This window comes from Lacibacter cauensis (genome assembly GCF_007830055.1).
In the GTDB taxonomy this organism is placed as follows: Bacteria; Bacteroidota; Bacteroidia; order Chitinophagales; family Chitinophagaceae; genus Lacibacter; species Lacibacter cauensis.
In genome coordinates this window covers 142855-166267 of the sequence record NZ_VLLE01000007.1, presented here as the reverse complement: position 1 = coordinate 166267, position 23413 = coordinate 142855, and the positions used below count along the sequence as shown (strand labels likewise).

16 protein-coding genes are annotated in these 23413 nt (G+C 42.8%); 3 read left to right on the top strand and 13 right to left on the bottom strand.

Features of this window, described 5'->3' with window-relative positions:
* Window positions 1–7: 7 nt before the first annotated feature.
* The 9 genes from gltB to IQ13_RS19945 form a co-directional block, all read right to left on the bottom strand.
* Window positions 8–4525, bottom strand: coding sequence for a glutamate synthase large subunit (gene gltB / locus IQ13_RS19985; RefSeq protein ID WP_144888518.1), 4518 nt, complete (start codon window positions 4523–4525; stop codon window positions 8–10).
* Window positions 4526–4661: 136 nt separating this feature from the next.
* Window positions 4662–5918: a threonine ammonia-lyase gene (ilvA, locus tag IQ13_RS19980; RefSeq protein WP_144888517.1), complete on the bottom strand. Its 1257-nt coding sequence runs from the start codon at window positions 5916–5918 to the stop codon at window positions 4662–4664.
* A 6-nt stretch (window positions 5919–5924) separates the two neighbouring features.
* Entirely contained in the window at window positions 5925–7409 is a 1485-nt protein-coding gene (gene ilvC, locus IQ13_RS19975; protein ID WP_144888516.1) for a ketol-acid reductoisomerase, read from the bottom strand.
* A gap of 187 nt (window positions 7410–7596) precedes the next feature.
* Window positions 7597–8187 carry an acetolactate synthase small subunit gene (gene ilvN, locus IQ13_RS19970; RefSeq protein ID WP_144888515.1) on the bottom strand — a complete coding sequence of 197 codons (591 nt, stop codon included), beginning with the start codon at window positions 8185–8187 and terminating at the stop codon, window positions 7597–7599.
* A gap of 9 nt (window positions 8188–8196) precedes the next feature.
* Window positions 8197–9951 (bottom strand): biosynthetic-type acetolactate synthase large subunit, encoded by a 1755-nt coding sequence (gene ilvB, locus IQ13_RS19965; RefSeq protein ID WP_144888514.1) that lies wholly within the window; start codon window positions 9949–9951, stop codon window positions 8197–8199.
* Window positions 9952–10028: 77 nt separating this feature from the next.
* Window positions 10029–11711 carry a dihydroxy-acid dehydratase gene (gene ilvD / locus IQ13_RS19960; protein ID WP_144888513.1) on the bottom strand — a complete coding sequence of 561 codons (1683 nt, stop codon included), beginning with the start codon at window positions 11709–11711 and terminating at the stop codon, window positions 10029–10031.
* An 84-nt stretch (window positions 11712–11795) separates the two neighbouring features.
* Entirely contained in the window at window positions 11796–12725 is a 930-nt protein-coding gene (ilvE, locus tag IQ13_RS19955; RefSeq protein WP_144888512.1) for a branched-chain-amino-acid transaminase, read from the bottom strand.
* Between the two features lie 325 nt (window positions 12726–13050).
* Window positions 13051–14166 (bottom strand): 3-isopropylmalate dehydrogenase, encoded by a 1116-nt coding sequence (leuB, locus tag IQ13_RS19950; protein ID WP_144888511.1) that lies wholly within the window; start codon window positions 14164–14166, stop codon window positions 13051–13053.
* Between the two features lie 14 nt (window positions 14167–14180).
* On the bottom strand, window positions 14181–15341 hold the full coding sequence (locus IQ13_RS19945) for a 2-isopropylmalate synthase (RefSeq protein WP_144888510.1): 1161 nt from the start codon (window positions 15339–15341) through the stop codon (window positions 14181–14183).
* Window positions 15342–15542: 201 nt separating this feature from the next.
* On the opposite strand from IQ13_RS19945, the gene IQ13_RS19940 reads away from it, so the two are divergent.
* The 3 genes from IQ13_RS19940 to IQ13_RS19930 are packed head-to-tail and all read left to right on the top strand — an operon-like array spanning window position 15543 to window position 19493.
* Window positions 15543–17096, top strand: coding sequence for a hypothetical protein (locus IQ13_RS19940; protein WP_144888509.1), 1554 nt, complete (start codon window positions 15543–15545; stop codon window positions 17094–17096).
* Window positions 17097–17121: 25 nt separating this feature from the next.
* Window positions 17122–19176 carry a penicillin acylase family protein gene (locus IQ13_RS19935; RefSeq protein ID WP_144888508.1) on the top strand — a complete coding sequence of 685 codons (2055 nt, stop codon included), beginning with the start codon at window positions 17122–17124 and terminating at the stop codon, window positions 19174–19176.
* A 20-nt stretch (window positions 19177–19196) separates the two neighbouring features.
* A complete protein-coding gene (locus tag IQ13_RS19930) occupies window positions 19197–19493 on the top strand; it encodes a hypothetical protein (protein ID WP_144888507.1) in 297 nt (98 codons plus the stop codon).
* A gap of 174 nt (window positions 19494–19667) precedes the next feature.
* On the opposite strand, the gene IQ13_RS19925 is transcribed toward IQ13_RS19930, so the two are convergent.
* The 4 genes from IQ13_RS19925 to IQ13_RS19910 form a co-directional block, all read right to left on the bottom strand.
* The gene (locus IQ13_RS19925) at window positions 19668–20285 is read right to left on the bottom strand and encodes a hypothetical protein (protein ID WP_144888506.1); all 618 of its coding nucleotides are present in this window, start codon (window positions 20283–20285) and stop codon (window positions 19668–19670) included.
* Window positions 20286–20288: 3 nt separating this feature from the next.
* The gene (locus tag IQ13_RS19920) at window positions 20289–20831 is read right to left on the bottom strand and encodes an RNA polymerase sigma factor (RefSeq protein WP_144888505.1); all 543 of its coding nucleotides are present in this window, start codon (window positions 20829–20831) and stop codon (window positions 20289–20291) included.
* Window positions 20832–20902: 71 nt separating this feature from the next.
* Entirely contained in the window at window positions 20903–21751 is an 849-nt protein-coding gene (locus tag IQ13_RS19915) for a hypothetical protein (RefSeq protein ID WP_144888504.1), read from the bottom strand.
* A gap of 43 nt (window positions 21752–21794) precedes the next feature.
* Entirely contained in the window at window positions 21795–23345 is a 1551-nt protein-coding gene (locus IQ13_RS19910) for a hypothetical protein (RefSeq protein ID WP_144888503.1), read from the bottom strand.
* Window positions 23346–23413: the final 68 nt, after the last annotated feature.

The following is a 23413-nucleotide window of genomic DNA, read 5'->3' as shown; positions in this document are numbered from 1 at the left end:
GAATAATTTATTTACCTGCTGCAACAGTTTGCGCTGCTTTCTGTAACACTTTCTTGTAATCGCTTGGGAATACTTTTACAAAATGCTGTAACTGGTTTTCAAAATCGTCCAGTACAAAACGTGCTACAGTGCTGCCGGTGTATTCGAAATGACGGCTGATCATTTGTTTCAGCTCTTTTGCATCTTCATCATTTACAGGATCAAGATCTACCATTTCCTTATTGCAGTTTGTTGCAAACTTTCCTTTTACATCGTACACATATGCAATACCACCACTCATACCTGCGGCAAAGTTGCGGCCCGTATCGCCAAGAATTACAACACGTCCGCCGGTCATATATTCGCAACCATGATCGCCCACACTTTCAACCACCACATTAGCACCGGAGTTACGTACTGCAAAACGTTCGCCTGCTTTACCACGGATGAATGCTTCACCACTTGTTGCACCATAGAAGGCAACGTTACCAATGATGATATTTTCTTCCGGTGTGAAAGTGGCAGCTTTTGGCGGATACACAATTAAACGTGCACCACTTAAGCCTTTACCGAAATAATCGTTGGCATCACCTTCCAGTTCGAGTGTAATACCATTGGTGTTAAATGCACCAAAGCTTTGACCGGCCGTACCGGTGAATTTAAAATGAATGGTATCCTGTGGCAATCCTTCTGCACGATACACTTTCGTGATCTCGTTAGAAAGAATAGTACCTGCTGTACGATCGGTATTCTTTATTTCAAATGAAGCTGTAACCTTTTCTTTCTTTTCAATAGCTGGTTTCGCCGCAGCTAACAGTTTCCAGTCGAGCACTTCTGCCAAACCGTGATCCTGGTCCTCTGCGCAATACAAACCGGTTGATGGAGCTGCTGGTTCTTTGTACAGTACAGGCGACAGATCAAGCTTGCTGAATTTCCAATGCGTAATGTTTTCACGCATCTGCAAATTATCTACCTGGCCTACCATTTCATTGATGGTACGGAAACCAAGTTCAGCCATAATTTCACGTAACTCCTGTACAATAAAGCGGAAGAAGTTCACCACATGATCGGGGTCGCCGCTGAAACGCTTACGCAATTCAGGATCTTGCGTAGCCACACCAACAGGACAGGTATTGAGATGACACTTACGCATCATGATACAACCTTCTACCACCAATGCAGCAGTTGCAACACCCCACTCTTCTGCACCCAACAAAGTTGCAATAGCGATATCACGTGCTGTCTTCATCTGACCATCGGCCTGCACTACCACACGGCTGCGCAATTTATTTTTTACCAATGTTTGATGTGCTTCTGCCAAACCAAGTTCCCAAGGTAAACCGGCATGTTTGATAGATGAGATAGGTGATGCACCTGTACCACCATCAAAACCACTGATCAATACAACATCGGCTTTTGCTTTTGTAACACCTGCAGCAATGGTACCCACACCTGCTTTACTTACCAGCTTCACGTTAATACGTGCAGCACGGTTTGCATTTTTTAAATCGAAGATGAGCTGTGCCAAATCTTCAATTGAATAAATATCGTGATGCGGAGGGGGAGAAATCAAACCTACACCCGGTGTTGAGTGACGTGTACGGCCAATCCAGTCATCTACTTTATGACCCGGTAACTGTCCACCTTCACCCGGCTTCGCACCTTGTGCCATTTTAATTTGTAATTCATCTGCTTCTGTGAGATACAAACTTGTTACACCAAAACGTGCAGATGCCACCTGCTTAATAGCAGAACGCATGCTGTCGCCATTCGGTAAACGTTCGTAACGTACTTCATCTTCACCACCTTCACCGGTATTGCTCTTACCACCCAAGCGGTTCATGGCAATGGCCAATGTAGTGTGTGCTTCCCACGAAATAGAACCGAAGCTCATGGCACCTGTTGCAAAACGTTTGTAAATGTTTTCTGCAGGCTCCACTTCATCAAGACTAATTGCAGGACGAGTACGTTTAAATTCGAACAGGCTGCGAAGCGTTGCCGCTTTTTCACTCTGATCGTTTACATACTTTGTATATTTTTTGAACGTATTGTAATCGTTCATTTTTGTTGCGTACTGCAACAGGTGAATACTTGTTGGATTAAACAAGTGGAACTCACCTTTACGTTTCCACTGGTATACACCACCAACAGGTAAACGATCTACAGGAATATCTTTTTTGCTGAAAGCAAAGTAATGTTTCACCAATGCTTCACGTGCAATTTCTTCCAGACCTATACCTTGAATGCGGCTTGTTGCACCCGTGAAATATTTATCAACCACTTCCTGGTTCAAACCAAGTATTTCAAAAATCTGTGCACCCTGATAAGACTGCAGTGTTGAGATACCCATCTTCGAGAATACCTTCAACAAACCATCGCACACAGCTTTTACATAATTCTTACGCAATGCTTCCCACTCGAGTTCTGTTTCGAGTTTACCGTTCACTTTCATGTTACGGATAGAAGCTAATGCTAAATATGGATTGATGGCTGTTGCACCAAACGCAACCAAACATGCAAAGTGATGTACTTCCCACACATCGCCTGCTTCTACCACAATACCTACTTCGCCACGTAATCCTTTACGGATAAGATGATGATGTACTGCCGCAGTTGCGAGCAACGAAGGAATAGCCGCATGATCACTGTCCACAGCACGATCGCAAAGGATCAACACTTCAAATCCATCACGTACTGCATCTTCTGCATAGCGACAGATACGATCGAGACCCGCTTTTAATGAACCGGGCTTACCATCTGCACGGAAATAGATCTGAATTGTTTTTGCCTGGAACTTACCGGTATCAATACTTCTGATCTTTTCCAGATCGCTGCTGGTAAGGATCGGTTGTTTCAATGCCACGGTGTGGCAATGCATCGGATCTTCTTCCAACAGGTTACCGTTGTTACCAACAAAGGTTGCAAGGCTCATGACCATACGCTCACGAATAGGATCGATGGGCGGATTGGTTACCTGTGCAAACAATTGTTTGAAGTAAGATGAAAGATGTTGCGGCTGATCGCTCAATACAGCCAGCGGTGTATCGGTACCCATTGAACCGATCGGCTCTTTACCATCGAGCGCCATTGGCGTAATAATGGTTTCAATATCTTCCGTTGAGTAACCGAATGCTTTTTGATATTTATGTACGCTTTCATCGCTGAGGTGTGTAAACGCTACACGTGGCTCAGGCAATTCTTCCAAACGTATTTTATTTTGATTTAACCAATCGGCGTATGGCTTCTGCGAACAGATGGTTGATTTCAATTCATCATCGCTGATGATACGACCCTGCTCCATATCCACCACAAACATTTTACCGGGGTGTAAACGACCATTCTTCACAATGGTTTTCGGATCGACCCACAACACACCACTTTCACTCGCCATAATTACACGATCGTCGGTAGTAATACAGTAACGTGAAGGACGCAGACCATTACGATCGAGTGTAGCACCAATGATTTTACCATCGGTGAAAGAAATAGATGCAGGACCATCCCATGGTTCCATGATGGTTGCGTGATATTCATAAAACGCTTTCTTCACCGGATCCATCTGATCGTTACCATCCCATGCTTCAGGAATCAACATCATCATTACATGTGGTAACGAACGACCTGTCATTGTTAACAGTTCAATCATGTTATCCAAACATGCAGAATCGGATTGTCCGCCGGAAACAATCGGCAACAACATCTCCATTTCTTCTTTTGTGAAGTTGGGAGAAGAGAACCCATGCTCACAAGACTTTAACCAGTTGAGGTTACCCTGTAATGTATTGATTTCACCATTGTGTGCAATGTAACGGAATGGCTGTGCAAGTTTCCATGAAGGAAATGTGTTGGTGGCAAAACGGCTGTGTACCAAACCGAATGCACTCACCACACGTTTGTTGTTTAAATCGGGGAAGTAACCACGAACCTGTCCACTGGTTAACTGTCCTTTATAAACAACTGTTTTATACGAAAGCGATGCAATGTAAAAACCAATAGCATCTTTCTTCACAGTACTGTTAATTAAATGCGTTGCATGATTGCGCAATACAAACAACTTGCGTTCGAACTCATCGGGATTCGTAGTGTGATCAGGACATGCAATAAACACGTGCTCCATCTCAGGCTCTACACTTAATGCAGAAGGACCGATACCATCAGGATTTACCGGTACTTTCCTGTACGTTAAAATTTCAAGACCCAGCTTTTCGGCTGTGCGGTTGAAAATATCACGACACTCTTCACGAAGCTTTACTTCTTTCGGGAAGAACAATACACCTACACCATACTTTCCAAACGAAGGAAGATGTACACCGAGTTTTAAACATTCTTCAAAGAAGAATTCATGTGGCACCTGGATCATAATACCTGCACCATCGCCGGTATTATCTTCGCAACCACATGCACCACGATGTTCCATACGTTCAAGAACAGTCAATGCATCACTGATGTGCTGATGAGATTTGTAGCCTTTGATACTCGCTACGAAGCCGATACCACAGGCATCGTGTTCAAATGCCGGGTTGTATAAACCTTGGTTGCCTGCCATTCTACATGCAAGTTTTGAATTAAAAATATTATTTGGATCAGGATTTAGGTTCCTGAAATAGCAAGCAATCGTCTAAAATTACCAAATTAATCAACTAACACCTGTTGTATACTCTGTCATATTTTTAACAGATAAATCACACGAGGTATCCAAACAGGTTATCGTTCTTATTCAGTTCGGTAAAGTTAATCTGGTACTTTTTCATATTGGTTAAAAGGGCATCATAGTCTGTCCTGCTCCGCAGCTCCACGCCCACCAATGCCGGACCTGTTTCTTTGTTGTGTTTCTGCATGTACTCAAAACGTGTAATGTCGTCGTTTTCACCAAGTACATGATTGACGAATTCTTTTAATGCACCGGGTCGTTGTGCAAACCGAATGAGGAAATAATGTTTTAACCCTTCGTATTGCAGGCTGCGTTCTTTGATCTCCTGCATACGATCAATATCATTGTTACTGCCGCTTACCACACAAACAACTGTTTTACCGGCAAGTTCTTCTGCAGTAAAATTGTCTAATGCAGTTATACTTAAGGCGCCTGCAGGTTCAACTACAATGGCATCTTCGTTGTACAACTTCAAAATAGTTGAGCAAATCTTTCCTTCTGCAACAAGCTGCATCCCATCCAGTACATCTTTACAAATGCTGAATGGAATATCGCCTACACGTTTCACCGCAGCACCATCTACAAAACGATCGATATTTTCAACCGTTACCGGATGACCAGCTGCCAATGCTTCTTTCATGGATGGAGCACCTTCCGGTTCTACACCAATCATTTTTGTTTTGGGTGAATAGGTTTTGAAATACGCACCAATGCCTGCACTCAATCCACCACCGCCAACCGGAACGAAGATGTAATCGATATCACTCAACTCTTCCAGTATCTCTACGCCAACAGTACCCTGCCCTTCGATGATACGCAGATCATCGAAGGGAGGAATAAAAGTCAGTCCGTTTTCTTCTGTATATTTTTTTGCTGCAGCAGCACAATCATCGAATGTATCGCCCACCAAACGCACTTCAATAAAATCTTCACCAAACATTTTCGTCTGGTTGATTTTTTGATTAGGCGTTATCACCGGCATAAACACCACACCTTTTGCATTGAGCTTTTTACAGCTGAAGGCAAAACCCTGTGCATGGTTACCTGCACTGGCACATACAACACCTCTCTGCAATGTTTCTGCAGGCAGACTGCTCATCATATTATAAGCACCACGCAGCTTGTAACTGCGTACCACCTGCAGATCTTCACGCTTGAGGTACACATTGCAATTGTACTTCTTCGAAAGATTTCGGTTCAACTGCAACGGCGTTTTATGCACTACTTTTTTAATGCGCAGTGCAGCGCCAGTGAAGTCGAGTTGAGTATGTTGTGTTGCGATATTCATTGTTGATTAAGCCTCAGTGCTGATCTTCTTCATATCCGTCATTGCTTTACGCAATACAGCTCCTACTTTTTCTACAGGGTGCGAACGAAGAATATCATTTACAGCGATCAGTTCTTTGTTATCTACGCCGCCATCTTTACCATCGTTGAAATTTTTGCCGATCACATCTATATCGATGGTCTTCATGAACTCAGTCAACATTGGTTTTGCTGCGTGATCGAACAGGTAGCAACCGTATTCTGCAGTATCAGAAATTACACGGTTCATTTCAAACAACTTCTTACGTGCAATCGTGTTTGCGATCAACGGTGTTTCGTGTAACGACTCGTAGTAAGCACTTTCTGCTTTGATACCGGAAGCAACCATTGTTTCAAATGCAAGTTCCACACCTGCACGAACAAAGGCAACAAGTAATAATCCATTGTCAAAATATTCCTGCTCAGAAATTTTTGCTGTTGTCGGTGCTGTTTTTTCAAATGCTGTTTCGCCGGTTGCTTTGCGCCATGTCAACAGGTTCTTATCATCGTTCGCCCAGTCTTTCATCATGGTTGATGAGAACTCACCGCTCATGATATCGTCCTGGTGCTTCTGGAACAACGGACGCCAGATATCCTTGATTTCGTTTGATAATTCGAATGCTTTGATCTTTGCAGGATTTGATAAACGATCCATCATCGCTGTAACACCACCGTGTTTCAACGCTTCTGTTACCACTTCCCAACCATACTGAATCAGTTTAGCTGCATAAGATGGTTCAATTCCTTTTTCTACCATTTTATCGAATGCAAGAATAGAACCTGTTTGCAACACACCACACAAAATGGTTTGCTCACCCATGAGATCCGATTTTACTTCGGCAACAAACGAAGAACGCAACACACCTGCACGATGACCACCGGTTGCAGCTGCATATGCTTTTGCCTGGATCAAACCTTTTCCTTCAGGATCATTTTCCGGATGCACAGCAATCAACGTAGGTACACCAAAGCCACGCTTGTATTCTTCACGTACTTCTGTACCGGGGCATTTTGGTGCCACCATGATCACCGTAATATCTTTACGGATCTGTGTACCTTCTTCAACTATATTAAAACCGTGTGAGTACGACAAAGTAGAACCTTGTTTCATCAACGGCATAATGGCTTTAATTACCGAAGTATGTTGTTTATCAGGAGTCAGATTCAACACGAGATCAGCAGATGGAATCAGCTCTTCGTATGTACCAACAGTAAAACCATTCTCAGTTGCATTTTTCCAGGAAGCACGTTTTTCTTCAATAGCTTCTTTACGCAATGCATACGCAATATCCAATCCAGAATCACGCATGTTTAACCCTTGGTTCAAACCTTGTGCACCGCAACCAACGATGACGATCTTTTTTCCCAATAACGCATTCACACCATCCGCAAACTCACTACGGTCCATAAATTCACATACACCAAGCTGTGCCAACTGTTCTCTGAGCGGAAGTGTGTTAAAGTAATTTGCCATTTTCGTTTCTCTTTTTGTTTGTTTGTCTTTGCTTACAACAAGCAAAGAAAGTTTAGATTTAAAAATTTAAATTTTATGTTACCGGCGACATCAACGCTCATCATCTCCTGTTGCGTCGCACTCTTCAACGTTCGTAATTCTATTCTTTATCCCATCAATCTCACAAATCTTGGTTCAGACAAGGGTATTACATGGTAAACACCTCTTCGTTCTTATCTAAATATTCGTTCTCGATCACTTCTTCACTTGGCTCACGGTATTCGAACTCTTTGAGTTTTTTGTGGAAGCCATCACTTGCTTTGATGATGGCGACTCTGGCACTGCGTACAAATTCAATTAACCCGTACGGCTCCAATACTTTAATGAATGCATCTGTTTCATCACGCTGTCCGCTTACTTCAAACACTGTATAATCCTTACGAATCACAACTGCTTTTGCACCGTACTGACTTAACAAGCGTTCTACTTTTACTTCTTCAGCGATAATTTCTGTTGGCACTTTATACAAAGCCAATTCCTGCCAAATGATTTCTTCGTTGGTATTGTAATATGCCTTCAACACTTCCACTTGCTTTTCAATCTGGCGGCAGAGTTTACGTACCACTTCTTCAGTTTCATTAATGACGATGGTGAAACGATGCACACTGTCCACTTCACTAGGAGACGTATTTAAACTGTCGATATTAATCTTACGTTTTGAAAAGAGAATAGCAATACGGTTCAATAAACCGATCTGGTTCTCTGTATATACCGTTATGGTGAATTCCTGTTTTTGCATAACCTTGTTTTAGATTTCTTCTTTGCTTAATACGATTTCTGCAACGCCCCTGCCCTGTGGTACCATAGGGAATACATTGTTTTCTTTGCCCACCATTACTTCCAGCAGGTAACTGCCTTCATGATCAAGCATGGTCTTCAATGCACCTTTCAATTCAGAACGTTCGCTGATGCGTTGTCCATCGATGTAATATCCTTTCGCCACCTGTACAAAATCCGGACTGGTAATATCAACAAACGAATAACGTTTCTCATGGAACAGTTGCTGCCACTGACGCACCATGCCTAAGAACTGGTTATTAAGAATTAAAATCTTTACGTTTGGTTTGAACTGCATAATGGTTCCCAACTCCTGCAAGGTCATTTGAAAACCACCATCACCAATAATGGCAACAGTTGTTCTTGATGGATCGCCATATGCCGCACCAATTGCTGCAGGCAATGCATACCCCATCGTACCTAATCCACCGCTGGTGATATTACTTTTTGTTTGATTCATTTGTGCATAACGGCACGCCACCATCTGATGCTGACCAACATCCGTTACAATAATGGCGTTGCCTTGCGTTAACTCATTGAGTGTTTTAATTACTTCACCCATGGTTAAAATATCACCTTCAGGATTCATCTCAGGTTGAATACACAATGCTTTTTCTTTTTCCATGCAATCGTGGAATTTCTGTAACCATTGCGGATACACTTTGCTTTCAACCAATGCCGTAAGCATGGGCAATGTTTCTTTACAATCGCCCCAAACCGGAACAGTCGTTTTCACATTCTTATCAATCTCTGCAGGATCAATATCGAAATGAATGATCTTCGCTTGCTTGGCATATTTATCCAAACGGCCGGTTACACGATCATCGAAACGCATACCCACTGCAATCAACACATCACACTCATTCGTTAATAAGTTTGGACCATAGTTGCCATGCATGCCCAACATACCAACACCGAGCGGATGATCAGTTGGAATGGCACTCATACCCATGATGGTCCATGCTGATGGGATACCTGCTTTTTCAATAAAGGCTTTGAATTCTTTTTCTGCTTTACCAAGAATAACACCCTGACCAAAAATCACAAAAGGACGTTCAGCTGCGTTGATGAGCTTTGCAGCTTCTTCAATATATTCTTTCCGTACAATTGGTTTCGGACGATAGCTTCGGATATGTTCACACTTCTTATAACCTTCATATTCGAACAACTGCAGCTGTGCATTTTTTGTAATATCAATCAACACCGGACCGGGACGGCCACTACTTGCGATGTAAAATGCTTTTGCCAACGCAGCAGGAATTTCACTTGCATCTGTTACCTGGTGATTCCATTTGGTAACAGGCGTTGTAATATTGATCACGTCTGTTTCCTGGAATGCATCAGTACCCAACAAGTGGGCAAACACCTGTCCCGTGATACAAACGATCGGAGTTGAATCAATCATTGCATCGGCCAAACCAGTTACAAGATTTGTTGCACCGGGGCCACTTGTTGCAAATACAACACCTGTTTTACCACTTGCTCTTGCAAAACCCTGTGCTGCATGAATAGCACCTTGCTCGTGACGGACAAGAATATGCTCTAAACGATCATTGTAATCGTACAATGCATCGTAGATGGGCATAATTGCACCACCCGGATAACCAAAGATGGTCTTTACATTTTCATTGAGCAAAGCATCCAATACAGCAACACTACCCGAAATTGATTTCGTTGCTTTTGCTTCTGTTTGCTTTTGCTCTTCTTTTATTGTGAGTGTTTCCATTTCACTTTTATTTATTGTTGCTGTTTTGTACACAGCTGAATTTTATTTTGACATTCCACATCATGGGGTTAGGAGGCTTAGGCCTCATCAGTTACACAACCCTGGCTTGCATCCTTTACGCACATGGCATATTTGTACAACACACCTTTCGTTACTTTCAAAGCAGGCTGCTTCCAGTTCTTGCGTCGTTCTGCTATCACTTCGTCAGCAACTTTAAGTGTGATCTTATTATTCACTGCATCGAGTTCAATAATGTCATCATCCTGTACCAATGCAATTACACCACCTTCAAATGCTTCCGGAGTGATGTGACCGACGACGAAACCATGTGAACCGCCACTGAATCGTCCGTCAGTGATCAATGCAACATCTTTACCTAAACCGGCACCTGTAATTGCTGAAGTTGGTTTCAACATCTCCGGCATACCCGGTGCACCTTTTGGTCCTTCGTAACGTATCACTACCACATCACCTTTCTTTACTCTTCCGCTTGCAATACCTGCTACCAGATCTTTCTCGCCATCAAACACACGTGCAGGACCTTCAAAACGTTCACCTTCTTTACCGCTGATCTTTGCTACGCTTCCCTTCTCTGCCAGGTTACCATACAAAATCTGTAAGTGACCGGTTGCTTTCAATGGCTGTTCTAACGGGAAGACAATTTTTTGTGTTTCGAAATTGATGGGTTCGATGTCGGCTAAGTTTTCTGCAACCGTTTTTCCTGTTACAGTTAAACAATCGCCATGCAGCAAACCTTTGTTCAATAAATATTTCATTACAGCAGGTACACCACCATGTGCATGTAATTCCTGCATTAAGAATTTTCCGCTCGGTTTAAAATCTGCCAGCACCGGCGTTTTATCGCTGATGCGCTGAAAATCTTCTTGTGTGAGATCTACATCCACACTCTTCGCCATGGCAATCAGGTGCAACACAGCGTTGGTACTTCCGCCGAAGATCATAATAGTGACGATCGCATTTTCAAATGCTTTCTTCGTCATGATATCTCTTGGCTTGATATCTTTTTCTAAAAGAACTTTGATTGCTTTACCTGCAGCCAAACATTCATTTTGCTTTTCACCACTTGTTGCAGGATTCGATGAGGAGTAGGGCAAACTCATACCCAATGCTTCAATAGCAGATGCCATAGTGTTTGCCGTGTACATACCGCCGCATGCGCCAGCACCGGGACAGCTGTGCTTCACCACTTCTTTAAAATCTTCAGGTGTAATAGTGCCTGCTAATTTTTTACCCAATGCTTCAAATGCAGAAATGATATTGAGTTCTTCACCTTTATAATGACCGGGAGCAATTGTACCGCCATACACCATAATCGATGGACGATTTAAACGACCCATCGCCATTACAGCACCCGGCATATTTTTATCACATCCCGGCAAGGCGATCAATCCATCATAATAAAAACCACCGCACACACTTTCAATACTGTCTGCTATTAAATCACGACTCACCAGCGAATAACGCATGCCATCTGTACCGTTACTGATACCGTCGCTGATGCCGATTGTATTAAAGATTAAACCAACCAAATCGTTTTGCCACACTCCTTCTTTTACCACTTTCGCCAGATCATTCAGGTGCATGTTACAAGTGTTACCATCGTAACCCATACTTGCAATACCTACCTGTGCTTTCTTGAGATCATCTTCTGTTAAACCAATACCATACAACATGGCTTGTGCAGCCGGTTGTGTTTCGTCTTGCGTTAATACTTTCGAATACTTGTTTAATTCAGCCATTTTATTTTTTGTTATCTTCTGTTATTTCATTTTTATATCACAAAGTCCACTAAGGTTTTCACTAAGGACACAAAGAATACAAGTTTATAAGCTTAGTGCACTTTGTGTTTCTTGTTTTTGTGGTCTTTGTGATTCTCTTGCCTTTTCAACAACCAGGTTTTTATATGCCAGTTGTATTTGTCTGCTCACACTCTCTTCCCATTTCAATGGAAACTTGTAATCATCCAAACTATCAAAGCCAATTACTTCTGCTGCTGTGCCGCAGTAAAAAGCAGCATCGGCTTGTTTCAATTCATCTGTTGTAAAGAACTTTTCTTCTACTTCAATACCTGACGCTGCACATATTTCAAAAACAGTTGCTCTCGTAATGCCCGGAAGAATATTTCCTTTTGCAGGTGTAAAGAGTTTACCGTCTTTCTCATAAAACAAATTCGCTCCCGGTGCTTCTGCTGCATTGCCATTCATATCGAGCAACAATGCTTCATCAAAACCTTTTGCTTTTGCCTCCTGGCTGGCAAGGATTGAGTTTACATAATGACCCGCTGCTTTTGCTTCAATCTTAAACGCTTTTGGATTGGGACGTTCAAACGAACTGGTCATGATGCGTAACAACTTATCGCCCAGAAACGGTTGCATGGCCCACACTTCAATTACCAAAAACGATTGCTCGTTCTGCACAAAACTCATATTGGCCGGTGCGTAAACAACAGGACGGATATATGCATCCTGCAGGTTATTCAACTTCAATACTTCGTAGGTAACAGCGGTTAATTCTTCTGTTGTCCAATGGTAAGGAAGGTTCACCAACTCAGCCGAACGTTGTAAGCGATCGTAATGTTCTTTGGCTTTAAAAATCTTCGTTTCGCCACTCACTGTTCTGTACGAACGGATGCCTTCAAACACGCTGTAGCCATAATGAAAACTCTGACTGTAGAAATCCATTTTTGCTTCAGCCGCTTTTACATACTCTCCGTTGAGATACAGAATTGTTTCACTGTTGTAATAGGATGCCATACGTTGTTTCGTTTTTTGCGGTAATAAAAAACCCGCCTCTTTTGGAGGCGGGTCGTTATGTTTAGTTTTTAATTCGTTTTACATACAACTTACACCTCCGTTGAGTGCAGGAATAATAATGACAACCACAATGACAATTGTGATGTTTAGTAGTGCATTATTGATTCTGTTATTCAACATAAGTGCGTTGTTCGAAAAACGAATATACCGCCTTATTGAAAATAAACAAAGAACTATTTCAAGTTGGAAGGTTTATGGTATAAGGCTTAAGGCATTCAACTTCTAAATTCTTCCTTATACCTTACACCCTACCCCTTTCCCCTTTTTATATGATTGTTGACTTACGCAACTCAATATTCTCTCTCTTTACTGCACCGGGAATTTTACCCAACACATATTCACTCACCAGATCACCAATGGTGCTGGTGAAATAAAAATTCATCGGATCAATATCTTTTGTAACGAAGTTGTGCTGCAGTGTCCAGTCGATGGCATCACGAATAGCTTGCGCTTCTTCCTTCAATCCAAAATATTCAAGCATTAATGCTGCTGATAAAATAGAACCGATCGGGTTGGCAATATCTTTTCCTGCTGCTTTCGGAAATGTGCCATGAATGGGTTCAAACAAAGCTGTGCCATTACCAACCGATGCAGAAGGCAACATACCCATTGATCCGTTGAGTACACTTGCTTCATCGCTGATGATGTCGCCAAACATATTCTCTGTCAAGATCACATCAAACTGTTTGGGATTTAAGATCACCTGCACGGCTGCATTATCAACATACATATATTCAGCAGTTACATCAGGATATTGCGCTGCAATGTCCTGCACCACTTTACGCCACAGGCGTGATGTTTCGAGTACATTCGATTTATCGAGCAGTGTTACTTTTTTCTTTCTTCCCTGTGCAAGTTTAAAGGCGAGGTGTGCAATGCGTTCAATTTCGGGGCGAGTGTACACACATTCGTCACTTGCTTTATTTCCATCATCGCTGGTATGTTTTTCACCAAAATAAATACCACCTGTCAGTTCACGAAAGATTACAATATCCACTCCCTCAAGATGTGATGCTTTAAATGGAGACAAATGCTGTAAACCGCTGTACGTAATTACAGGACGGATATTGGCAAACAATCCCAATGCCTGACGGAGGCCAAACAAAGCCTGCTCCGGGCGCACCTTTGCAGAAGGATCGCTATCGTATTTGGGATGACCAACTGCACCAAACAAAACAGCATCACTGTCTAAACAAATATCAATTGTTTCCGACGGTAATGCTGTACCTGTTTTATCAATTGCATCGGCACCAACCAATGCTTCTTTGTAATGAAAAATATGCCCGTACTGTTGTGCAACCGCATTCAATACTTTAATAGACTGAGCTGTTACCTCGGGTCCTATTCCATCTCCATTTAATACAGCTATCTTTTTTTCCATAATTCAGGTGTTGTTTATGCAGTAATCGCAATCTGTTCGGCTAATACTTTCAAATCCGCATCTTCTACTTCTTTCTTCGAATCGGCGAGTACCAAAAAGCGTTCGTACAATTCATCCACCTGGTTACGATCGAAACTGTAACCGAGGTTTTTGAAACGGTAGGCCAGTGCACTGCGGCCACTCCTTGCCGTTAGTACAATCTTCGATGTATCAGCACCTACTTCTTCCGGCGCAATAATTTCATACGTTGTGGCTTCTTTCAAAAATCCATCCTGGTGAATACCCGATGAATGAGAGAAGGCATTATCACCCACCACCGCTTTATTGGGCTGCACCACCATACGCATGGTTTCGCTTACCAAACGGCTCATCGGCAATAACTGCTTGGGATCAACATTGGTATAAAGACCCAGCTCCGGATGTTTGCGAATGGCCATCACCACTTCTTCCAATGAGGTATTACCTGCACGTTCGCCAATACCATTAATGGTACACTCAATCTGGCGTGCACCGGCAATAGCACCTGCAATAGAATTGGCGGTAGCCAAACCAAGATCGTTATGGCAATGGCAGGAAAGAATCGCTTTATCGATATTGCTTACGTTGTTCATTAAGTAAGCCATCTTTTCGGCATACTGATGCGGCAAACAAAAACCGGTTGTATCCGGAACGTTTACCACCGTTGCACCCGCAGCAATGACTGCTTCGGTTAACTGTGCCAAAAACTGCAGGTCTGCACGACCTGCATCTTCGGCATAAAATTCTACATCGGGCACATAATTACGGGCAAGCTTAACCGCTTTAACGGCACGTTCTAATATTTCTTCCCTGGTGGAATTGAATTTGTATTTGATGTGGTTATCGGATGAGCCGATACCGGTGTGGATACGTGGACGAACAGCAGGCTTCAGCGCTTCTGCTGCCACTTCAATATCCTTTTGAACGGCACGGGTTAAACCGCACACCGTTGCCTGTTTAATTACTTTCGAAATCTGGTTCACGCTTTCAAAATCGCCGGGACTTGAAATGGGGAAACCGGCTTCGATAATATCAACACCTAAGGTTTCTAATTTCAGCGCAAGTTCAATCTTCTCTTTCGTGTTTAACTTGCAACCCGGTACCTGCTCTCCGTCTCTGAGAGTGGTATCAAAAATGAACACTTGTTTGTCGGCCATAATAATCTTTAATAGTTGTAAAAAAGCAGGTTGATGTACTTCTTTCTTTGTCTGAAGGGTTGAAGTAACCAACCTGCTCCATAAAATTATTTCTAACAGAAGCGGTTGGCAAACCTTATTTACTGTATTTTACGACAGATAAGTACGACCCTTTTATTGAAAACCCTTGACAGGTAAGGGTTTCAGCAGAAACGAATTACGATGCCCAACAGATCGACGGATACGACCTTTCAACTCATAAAATCGCTGGAAAAGAGCGAAAAGCGGAATTTTAAGCTTTATGTGAAGCGGAATTCGGCCGACCCGAACCTGAAAATCATTCAGTTGTTCGACGCCATGGACAAGATGGATGAGTACGATGAGGCCAATCTTTTGCGCAAAACTCCCAGCATTGCCAAGCAGCAGCTGAGCAATTTAAAAGCCCATTTATACAAATCGATCCTGAGCAGTTTACGGCTGATTAAGCAGGAAGACAATATCACCATCCAGCTGAACGAGCAGATGGATTTTGCCCGCATCCTGTACAACAAAGGCCTGTACCTGCAAAGCCTGAAAGTACTGGATAAAATGAAGGAACTAGCACGCCAGTACGAACAGATTACCTACCTGCAACAGATCCTGTTTTTTGAAAAAAAGATTGAAGCACTGTACATCACCCGCAGTATGCAGGACCGTGCCGATAAGCTGACGAAAGAATCGGTTGCAGTGGAAGAACAACTCACCACTGTATCGCAACTTTCTAATCTATCGTTGCAGTTATACAGCTGGTATATTAAAAACGGCGTTGCCCGTAACGAAAAAGAAGGCGACGATGCGAAAGAATATTTTGAAAAACATTTGCCGAAACATGCTGATAAACTCACCGGCTTTTATGAGCAGTTGTACCTGTTTCAATCGCATTGTTGGGTGGCTTTTATTCGACAGGATTATTTGCTGTACTACCGTTACACGCAAAAATGGGTAGACCTGTTTGAAAAATATCCCGCCATGATTGAAGCCGAAACGGCCCACTACATTAAAGGCATGCACAATTTAATGAGTGCGCATTTCGATTTAAGCAATGAAGCCAAGCTAAATGAAACCATTGAGCAGTTAGAAAAATTTGCACACCGTAAAGTGGCGCAGCAAAACGAGAACTACCGCATTCTTTGTTTTGTGTATCTCTCCATTGCTAAGATCAATAAACACTTTTTAGAAGGAACCTTTACACAAGGCTTACGGTTGGTACCCGGTATTGAAGAAAAACTGGATGAGTATGGCTTGTACCTCGACCGGCATCGTGTTCTCACCTTTTATTATAAAATAGCCTGTTTGTATTTCGGCAGCGGCAACAACGAAAAAGCCATTGAGTACCTCAATAAAATCATTAACTGGAAAGTTGATCTGCGTACCGATTTGCAATGCTATGCACGACTGCTGCATTTAATTGCACACTTTGAATTAGGCAATTACGATTTACTGGAATACCTCATTAAATCGGTATACCGTTTTATGGGCAAAATGGAAAACCTGAGTGGCGTGGAAGAAGAAATGTTCCGCTTTTTGCGTGATGCATTGCAGCTGTCGCCGGCAAAAATTAAACCGGCATTTATTACCCTGCTCGACAGCATCCGCCAATACGAAGGTAACCGCTTTGAAACCCGGGCATTTGTTTACCTCGATGTGGTAAGCTGGCTCGAAAGTAAAATTGAAAATGTGCCGGTACAGGATATTATTCACAATAAATATAAACGACAGAAAAAAACAATTGCCTGATGATTGTTGTTATTTGGCTTTTAATATGAAAAAATCACTCAACCTCGTAACGATTCTTGTCCTGTTCTTTTGCAGCAGTTCCGCTCAAACCATCAACCCGAAAAATATTGAAATTGTACGTGACAGTTTTGGCGTGCCGCACATCTTTGCCAAAACCGATGCGGAAGTAGCTTATGGTTTAGCATGGGCACATGCCGAAGACGATTTTAAAAGCTTGCAGGATGTGGTATTGCCTGCCAAAGGTTTAACTGGCAAAGTGCAAGGCAAGGCCGGTGCTGCAGCCGATTATGCATTTGCCTTGTTCCGCTGCATGGAAATTACCGAAGCAAAATGGAACACCCTCACGCCTGCTTTTCTGAAATTGATTGATGGCTATGTACAAGGCATTAATGCGTATGCAAAAGCACATCCCAACGAAGTGCTGCATAAAAAAATATTTCCTATTACGGCGAAAGAATACATTGCTTCATCGGTGCTGGCCTTAACGGCTTTTAACGGAGCAGATAAAGTATTGATGGGGATCTTTAACAATGTGATTGAAACCGATCCGGAGCTGAACAAGAAAGGCAGCAATGCCATGGCTGTGCATCCGAATAAAACTACAACAGGCGAAGCATTTCTGCTCATCAATGCACACCAGCCCAACACCGGTTCGCAGGCTTTTTACGAAGCACATATTAACAGCGAAGAAGGATTGAATGTACATGGCGGATTGCTGGCAGGTGGTCCCTGTATTTTACATGGCGTGAATGAAAATCTTGGTTGGGCACATACGGTAAATTATGTGGATCGTGTGGATGTGTTTCAGTTAGAAATGAATCCGGCCAATGCAACGCAATACAAATTTGATGGTGAATGGATTGACCTGGAAGAGAAAACCATTACCCTGCGCATTAAAGGAATACCGGTTGCTGTAAAGCGAAAAATATACTGGAGTAAGTATGGCGCCACCATGAAGAACAAACAAGGATTCTTCAGTATTCGTTTGGGTGCTAATATGGACATCCGTGCACTGGAGCAATGGTATTACATGGACAAGGCAAAAAACTTTACTGAGTTTTATGCGGCCATTAAAGACCAGCGCCTCTCAATGTTTAACATTACCTATGCTGATAAATACGATACCATCTTTTATGTAAACAATGGTTTGGTGCCGGTGCGTAATCCGGCGCCGCAATACAACTGGAAGTCGACCTTGCCGGGTAATACCTCACAAACATTATGGACAGCCTTTCGAAAGTTTAATGAACTGCCGCAATATGTGAATCCGAAAAACGGGTATGTGTTTAATACCAATCACTCTTCGTTTTTTGCAACCGATGCAGCCAATAATTTAAAGGCCGAACAATTTCCTGCAACTGATGGATGGGAAACCTGGCAAAACAACCGCAGTATTCGGGTACTGCAACAACTGCCTGCAGACAAACTCGATTACGCAAGTTTCCGTAAAATTAAATTCGATAAACAGCTGCCTGCTGTATTGCAGTATCCGCATAATATTGATACGCTGTTCCTGTTAAGTGAAACAGCATACCCCTTGTATGCATCGCTCATACAAACATTAAAAAGCTGGGATAAACAAGGTACAGCAGATAGTAAAGGTGCTGCGGTGTTTCTGTTAAGCTATCTGCACCTGGCCAAAAAATTAGGCGCAGGTGCTGCACGCACGCTCACCACTGCCGAAGCAGTTGAAACCTATGCCTACGTGTATGATTACATGATGAAACATTTTAACCGTACCGATCTTGCATTGGGCGATATTCAGAAACTGGTGCGTGGCGATAAGGAATGGCCGCTCTGGGGTTTTCCTGATCTGCTCTCTCCACAATGGACAGCTAACTATAAAGACGGCAAATTAAAATCGGTTGGTGGTGATGGGCTCATCATGTTCATCCGCTTTACAAAAGATGCACTGCCGCAAATTGAAACGGTGAACATGTATGGTGCTTCTGCTAAAAAAGGCAACAAACATTTTGATGACCAGGTGGAAATGTATATCCAGCAAAAAACAAAACGGATGACGTTGAAGAAGGAAGAAGTTTATGGGAAGGCGGAAAGGGTGTATCATCCGGGAGAATAACATTAAACATAAACACAACATTGCACGACTCAAAACTAGAACGACTGATTACACTTCTTGATGAAGCGGAGCAGTTGGCTGGCCAGTTTACAGGCGGCTATTCAGATCACTTTTTTTCAGCTGAAGAATTTCACTCGGCACTTAAAGAAAGTATAAACAAACTTAAAGCAGGCGACATCGAACAATTAAATAATCTTTGGCTTTGGTTTGCTCCAACATACGATTGGGATGATTTCATTCATCAAGAAGGAGAAAATTTAGCGAATGCAATACATCCGCTTCTTACGGAGTTAAGAAAATCATTAAATATTAGCTGATGTTTGCACCAAACAGATTCCTCCTTCGTCGGAAAGACAGCCTTGTTGAGCAGTGTACCACAGTTCATCTTAGTTACTAAGCCCAACCTTCCTGTCATCCTGAGGAACAGCTTGTCCCGCTTTGCGGGAAAGGATCTGCTCAACAAAAATTTTCGGCAGTAGCTACTCTGCAAATCAATTCTTACTACTATCCTTCTTCGGTACAATTTTATAATCGGCATCGGTAATACCTTTTACACCTCTGCCCTTCCTGGTACTATCAGGTGCATTATTTTTTTGCGGCGTAACAACCGGCGGTGTAAATACCGGTGCTGAATTTGTTTTAACAGCAGCCGTATCGGGTTGTAATAACACAGGCCCCGTTACAGGAGCAATAACATTACTGTCAACAGGCAATACAGTGATTGCATTTGTTGGATCAGATGTATTATTCTGCGGCGCTTGTGTATTGCTTGTACCCGGCGAATTATTGCGTACCGGATTATCGTTGTTGTTGGGTGTTGGTACAGGTGCAGTAATGGTTGGTTGATCGTTAGAAGTAATTGTTTGTTTACGGTTATTGAAAAAATAAATGAGTACAATAGCAACTGCTGCAAGCATGAATCCACGGTTGAGCCATTTACCGGGGCCACTCGTTGGTGCAGCAGGCGGATTGGCTGGACCCTCATCTGTCGGCAGATCCATATCGAGCTGTGCCTCGATACGTGCCCAGATAGCATCCACCATATCGGGTGCCGTAAGCTGTTCCAGCTTTTCGGTAATGGTTAATTCGTATGTTGCTTTTTGATTCATCCGCTATGTTGTGCGACTGAGTTGTTGTTGTAATGTTTTCCGGGCTTCGCTCAGGTGCCATTTCGATGTACCCTCGCTGATGTTGAGTTTCTCTGCTATCTCCCTGTGATTATAGCCTTCCACTGCATACAACACAAACACAGCATGTGTGGCGGGTGGTAACTGGTGAATGAGTTTCATTATTTCATCTGCACCCATCCGTTCCAACACCGTATTACTGATCTGCGGTTCTTCCACAGTTTCCAGTTCCATGTCTTTGCTGAAACGTTCTCTTGCTTTCAAATGATCGAGCCCTTCGTTCATCACAATCCGTTTGATCCATGTTTGCAAAGCACCTTTTGTTTTATCAAACGTGTGCATGCTTTTAAAAATTTTCACAAACGCATGACTCATAATATCAGCAGCATCGGCTTCATCACGGGAGTAACGCAGGGCAATGGTCATGGCATAGTTATAGAACTGCCGGTACAACTGTTCCTGTGCCCTGCGGTTATTGCGTTTGCAATCTTCCACCAACTGATCAATATCGAGTGCTTCTGCAATCACTTACTTCCTGCAATACTGTTTATCTTTTTTTTACGATCCACTAACTACTATCGGCTATCTCCTTCCTTCAATCATAGTACGTCTTTTTCCTTCTCTACATCCTGCATCCGTTTTAACAGGATAGCCGATGAAATAGATGATAAAATGATTTTATCTCTTGCATCTAAATTATTTGCAAACCAGATGCTGTTATCCAATATATCAATGATGGCTACTACGCCATCATCCCAACGTAATTCGTATCCGGTGAGGATGGCTCCGCCCATTACTTTTGTTTCTTTTCCGCTTTTTGTGGTGAGTTTCTCCAGTCGCAACGGCCTGATGGTAATATTTTCTTTTCCATTGGTAGCATAACCTTCTTCTTCTACATACGGACGATCGAACAAACGGCGGGCTGTATCTTTCTTTACATCGTATTTATTTATCAGCACTACCGACCATGGATCGTTTTCTTTCGCCATCAACGGAAGTATCGCAGCAGTAAATGCATATTCATAACGCTGCGTTGCATTTACTTGTCCCAGAAAAGGATTGTTGCTTTTGTACACGAGTTGATTTTCGCTGAACTTTTCAGTTGCAAAAACTTCCGCCATTAAATTGCCATCCTGGATTGTGTATTGAAATTTATTGCGTTGTTTGAGGTTGCGTACATCCGTATCAATATTGAACACACGCAGCAACATGGTTTGCGGATCGAGACTGAATTTGGTGTACTGAAAGGAGCTGCCGAAATCCCATCCACGCTTAACAGCCGAAGTAGAAAATTCGCCAAAGCTCAACCGCTGATTGATCATCCAGCCATTCAATCCTTTCACTTTCATGCGGGTTGCCTGCGAGCTGAAACTCGCAGGAACCGATACTTTGGCTGCTGTGCAAGAAACCAAAAACAGCAGCGCTATGAATGATAATTTATGTAACATAAGTGTAATTCGTTTATGAATGTAGTAAGAAATGATAGTTTTTTCAATAGTTGAAAATAGTCTTTGTTGTAAACAAATGCTCTCCGGTGATATACGATTTGTAACGGCGGATCAACTCGATGGGATAACCTTCGCTATCGTATTTGTATTCGAAACTGTAGGCAACATTTACAGGATAGCTGCCAAAATACGTACGTGACTGCCAGTTGAGATTATTTTTTGAGCTGCGGCTTAAAAACAGATCGGGCCAGTTCATGTGTATGTACGGGTTGATGTTGTTATCGTACTGGTAGCTGCCGGTTTCTGTATCCCGGTTGCTGGTAAAGCTGTTATCGGAAAACAGGTTACCATGTCTGCGGCGTTGATAATACGTCATGGTACTGGAAGTGTGTGCATACCGGAAGTCGAAATTCACTTCATCTAATCCATCGCCATTTGCGCCATGATGTGCAATGTCTACTTCGGTTTTGCTTACATTAAGGATATCTTCTGTAATATGATTGATTTTTCCGGCTGTATTGTAACGGATGCTTCTTGTACCGGCAAACACATCGCCTTCGTTGTAGATGCTGATTTTTTCTACACGTCCATCTGTGTACTCCAGGTTTTCTGTTCTGGCAACAAACGGTGTACCATCGGAAGGGCGCTTCTGCATAAACTCAACTTTGGTCAAACGACCTTTTCCATCGTAGATATAGTTGTTCTTCGATTCGGCTTTGTACATGTTGCCATCCCAACGTGCCGTGATCTCCGACTTCAGTTTTTTCGCTTCTTTTTCTTCACCAAATTCATACACAATATCTTTTTTCAATTCTTCTTTCGCATAACGTTTGGTGTAAGTACCACCCCATTTTTGTACAATAAACTCGTGGTAAGCTGCTTCCTTTTTTAACGTTACCGTATTGATGCCGGGCATGAGGCTGATGAATTGTACACTCTTCAACTCGTTGGTTGCATCGAACGTGCGATACACCAACGAAGACTGAATACTGTCGTACAGAATGTCTCCCACTTTAATACGGGTACGCATTTGAATGGTAATATCTGTTTCTACAGGAGGTGTATTGCTGTTGCCAAACTCACCGGCACTGTAACCAAAATCGATGGCTTTGTCGGTTGCTTCAATTTTCAGAAATTCCGCAGCAATATCCACCGAAGTAGCTGCAGGCAATACCATGGGATAAGCCAGGGGCTTGCTCACCTGTGTTGCTTTTGCCGAGTTGGTTACCGGTACCGCATACAATACATTGCCCGTGCCCGATACAATCAGGAGTTTGCTGATGCGATAAGTACCTGCAGGCAGTTCCATTTCTTCGGTTGTAAACTTTCCGTTGAAGCTGATGGCTGCCAGTTTATTGTTTACCACCAGTTCGTCTTGTGCGTTTACCACATCGAACTTGGCGAACAAGTTGGCAATGGGTTGGTTTGGTAAACCGGGCAATGCTTCGGCCGAGATGCGGTACTTGTGCGAAAGACCGGGCATTGGACCCGGACCACCACCGGGTTGTTGTGGCTCAACGGGTTTCTTGCAGGAAACCAGGATGATAAGGCTTGCGATGAAGAGCGTGTATACGCTGCGGAATGTCTGTTTCATATTCTTTGATTATAAGGTTTAAAAAAGCCGCTGCTTGTGGCGGTATGATAGAGATACCCCTCACGGAC

Excerpts from the sequence above, each read along its gene's own strand:
- gltB (WP_144888518.1), bottom strand. The coding sequence starts at position 4,525 with ATGGCAGGCAACCAAGGTTTATACAACCCGGCATTTGAACACGATGCC.
- ilvA (WP_144888517.1), bottom strand. The coding sequence starts at position 5,918 with ATGAATATCGCAACACAACATACTCAACTCGACTTCACTGGCGCTGCA.
- ilvC (WP_144888516.1), bottom strand. The coding sequence starts at position 7,409 with ATGGCAAATTACTTTAACACACTTCCGCTCAGAGAACAGTTGGCACAG.
- ilvN (WP_144888515.1), bottom strand. The coding sequence starts at position 8,187 with ATGCAAAAACAGGAATTCACCATAACGGTATATACAGAGAACCAGATC.
- ilvB (WP_144888514.1), bottom strand. The coding sequence starts at position 9,951 with ATGGAAACACTCACAATAAAAGAAGAGCAAAAGCAAACAGAAGCAAAA.
- ilvD (WP_144888513.1), bottom strand. The coding sequence starts at position 11,711 with ATGGCTGAATTAAACAAGTATTCGAAAGTATTAACGCAAGACGAAACA.
- ilvE (WP_144888512.1), bottom strand. The coding sequence starts at position 12,725 with ATGGCATCCTATTACAACAGTGAAACAATTCTGTATCTCAACGGAGAG.
- leuB (WP_144888511.1), bottom strand. The coding sequence starts at position 14,166 with ATGGAAAAAAAGATAGCTGTATTAAATGGAGATGGAATAGGACCCGAG.
- IQ13_RS19945 (WP_144888510.1), bottom strand. The coding sequence starts at position 15,341 with ATGGCCGACAAACAAGTGTTCATTTTTGATACCACTCTCAGAGACGGA.
- IQ13_RS19940 (WP_144888509.1), top strand. The coding sequence starts at position 15,543 with ATGCCCAACAGATCGACGGATACGACCTTTCAACTCATAAAATCGCTG.
- IQ13_RS19935 (WP_144888508.1), top strand. The coding sequence starts at position 17,122 with ATGAAAAAATCACTCAACCTCGTAACGATTCTTGTCCTGTTCTTTTGC.
- IQ13_RS19925 (WP_144888506.1), bottom strand. The coding sequence starts at position 20,285 with ATGAATCAAAAAGCAACATACGAATTAACCATTACCGAAAAGCTGGAA.
- IQ13_RS19915 (WP_144888504.1), bottom strand. The coding sequence starts at position 21,751 with ATGTTACATAAATTATCATTCATAGCGCTGCTGTTTTTGGTTTCTTGC.
- IQ13_RS19910 (WP_144888503.1), bottom strand. The coding sequence starts at position 23,345 with ATGAAACAGACATTCCGCAGCGTATACACGCTCTTCATCGCAAGCCTT.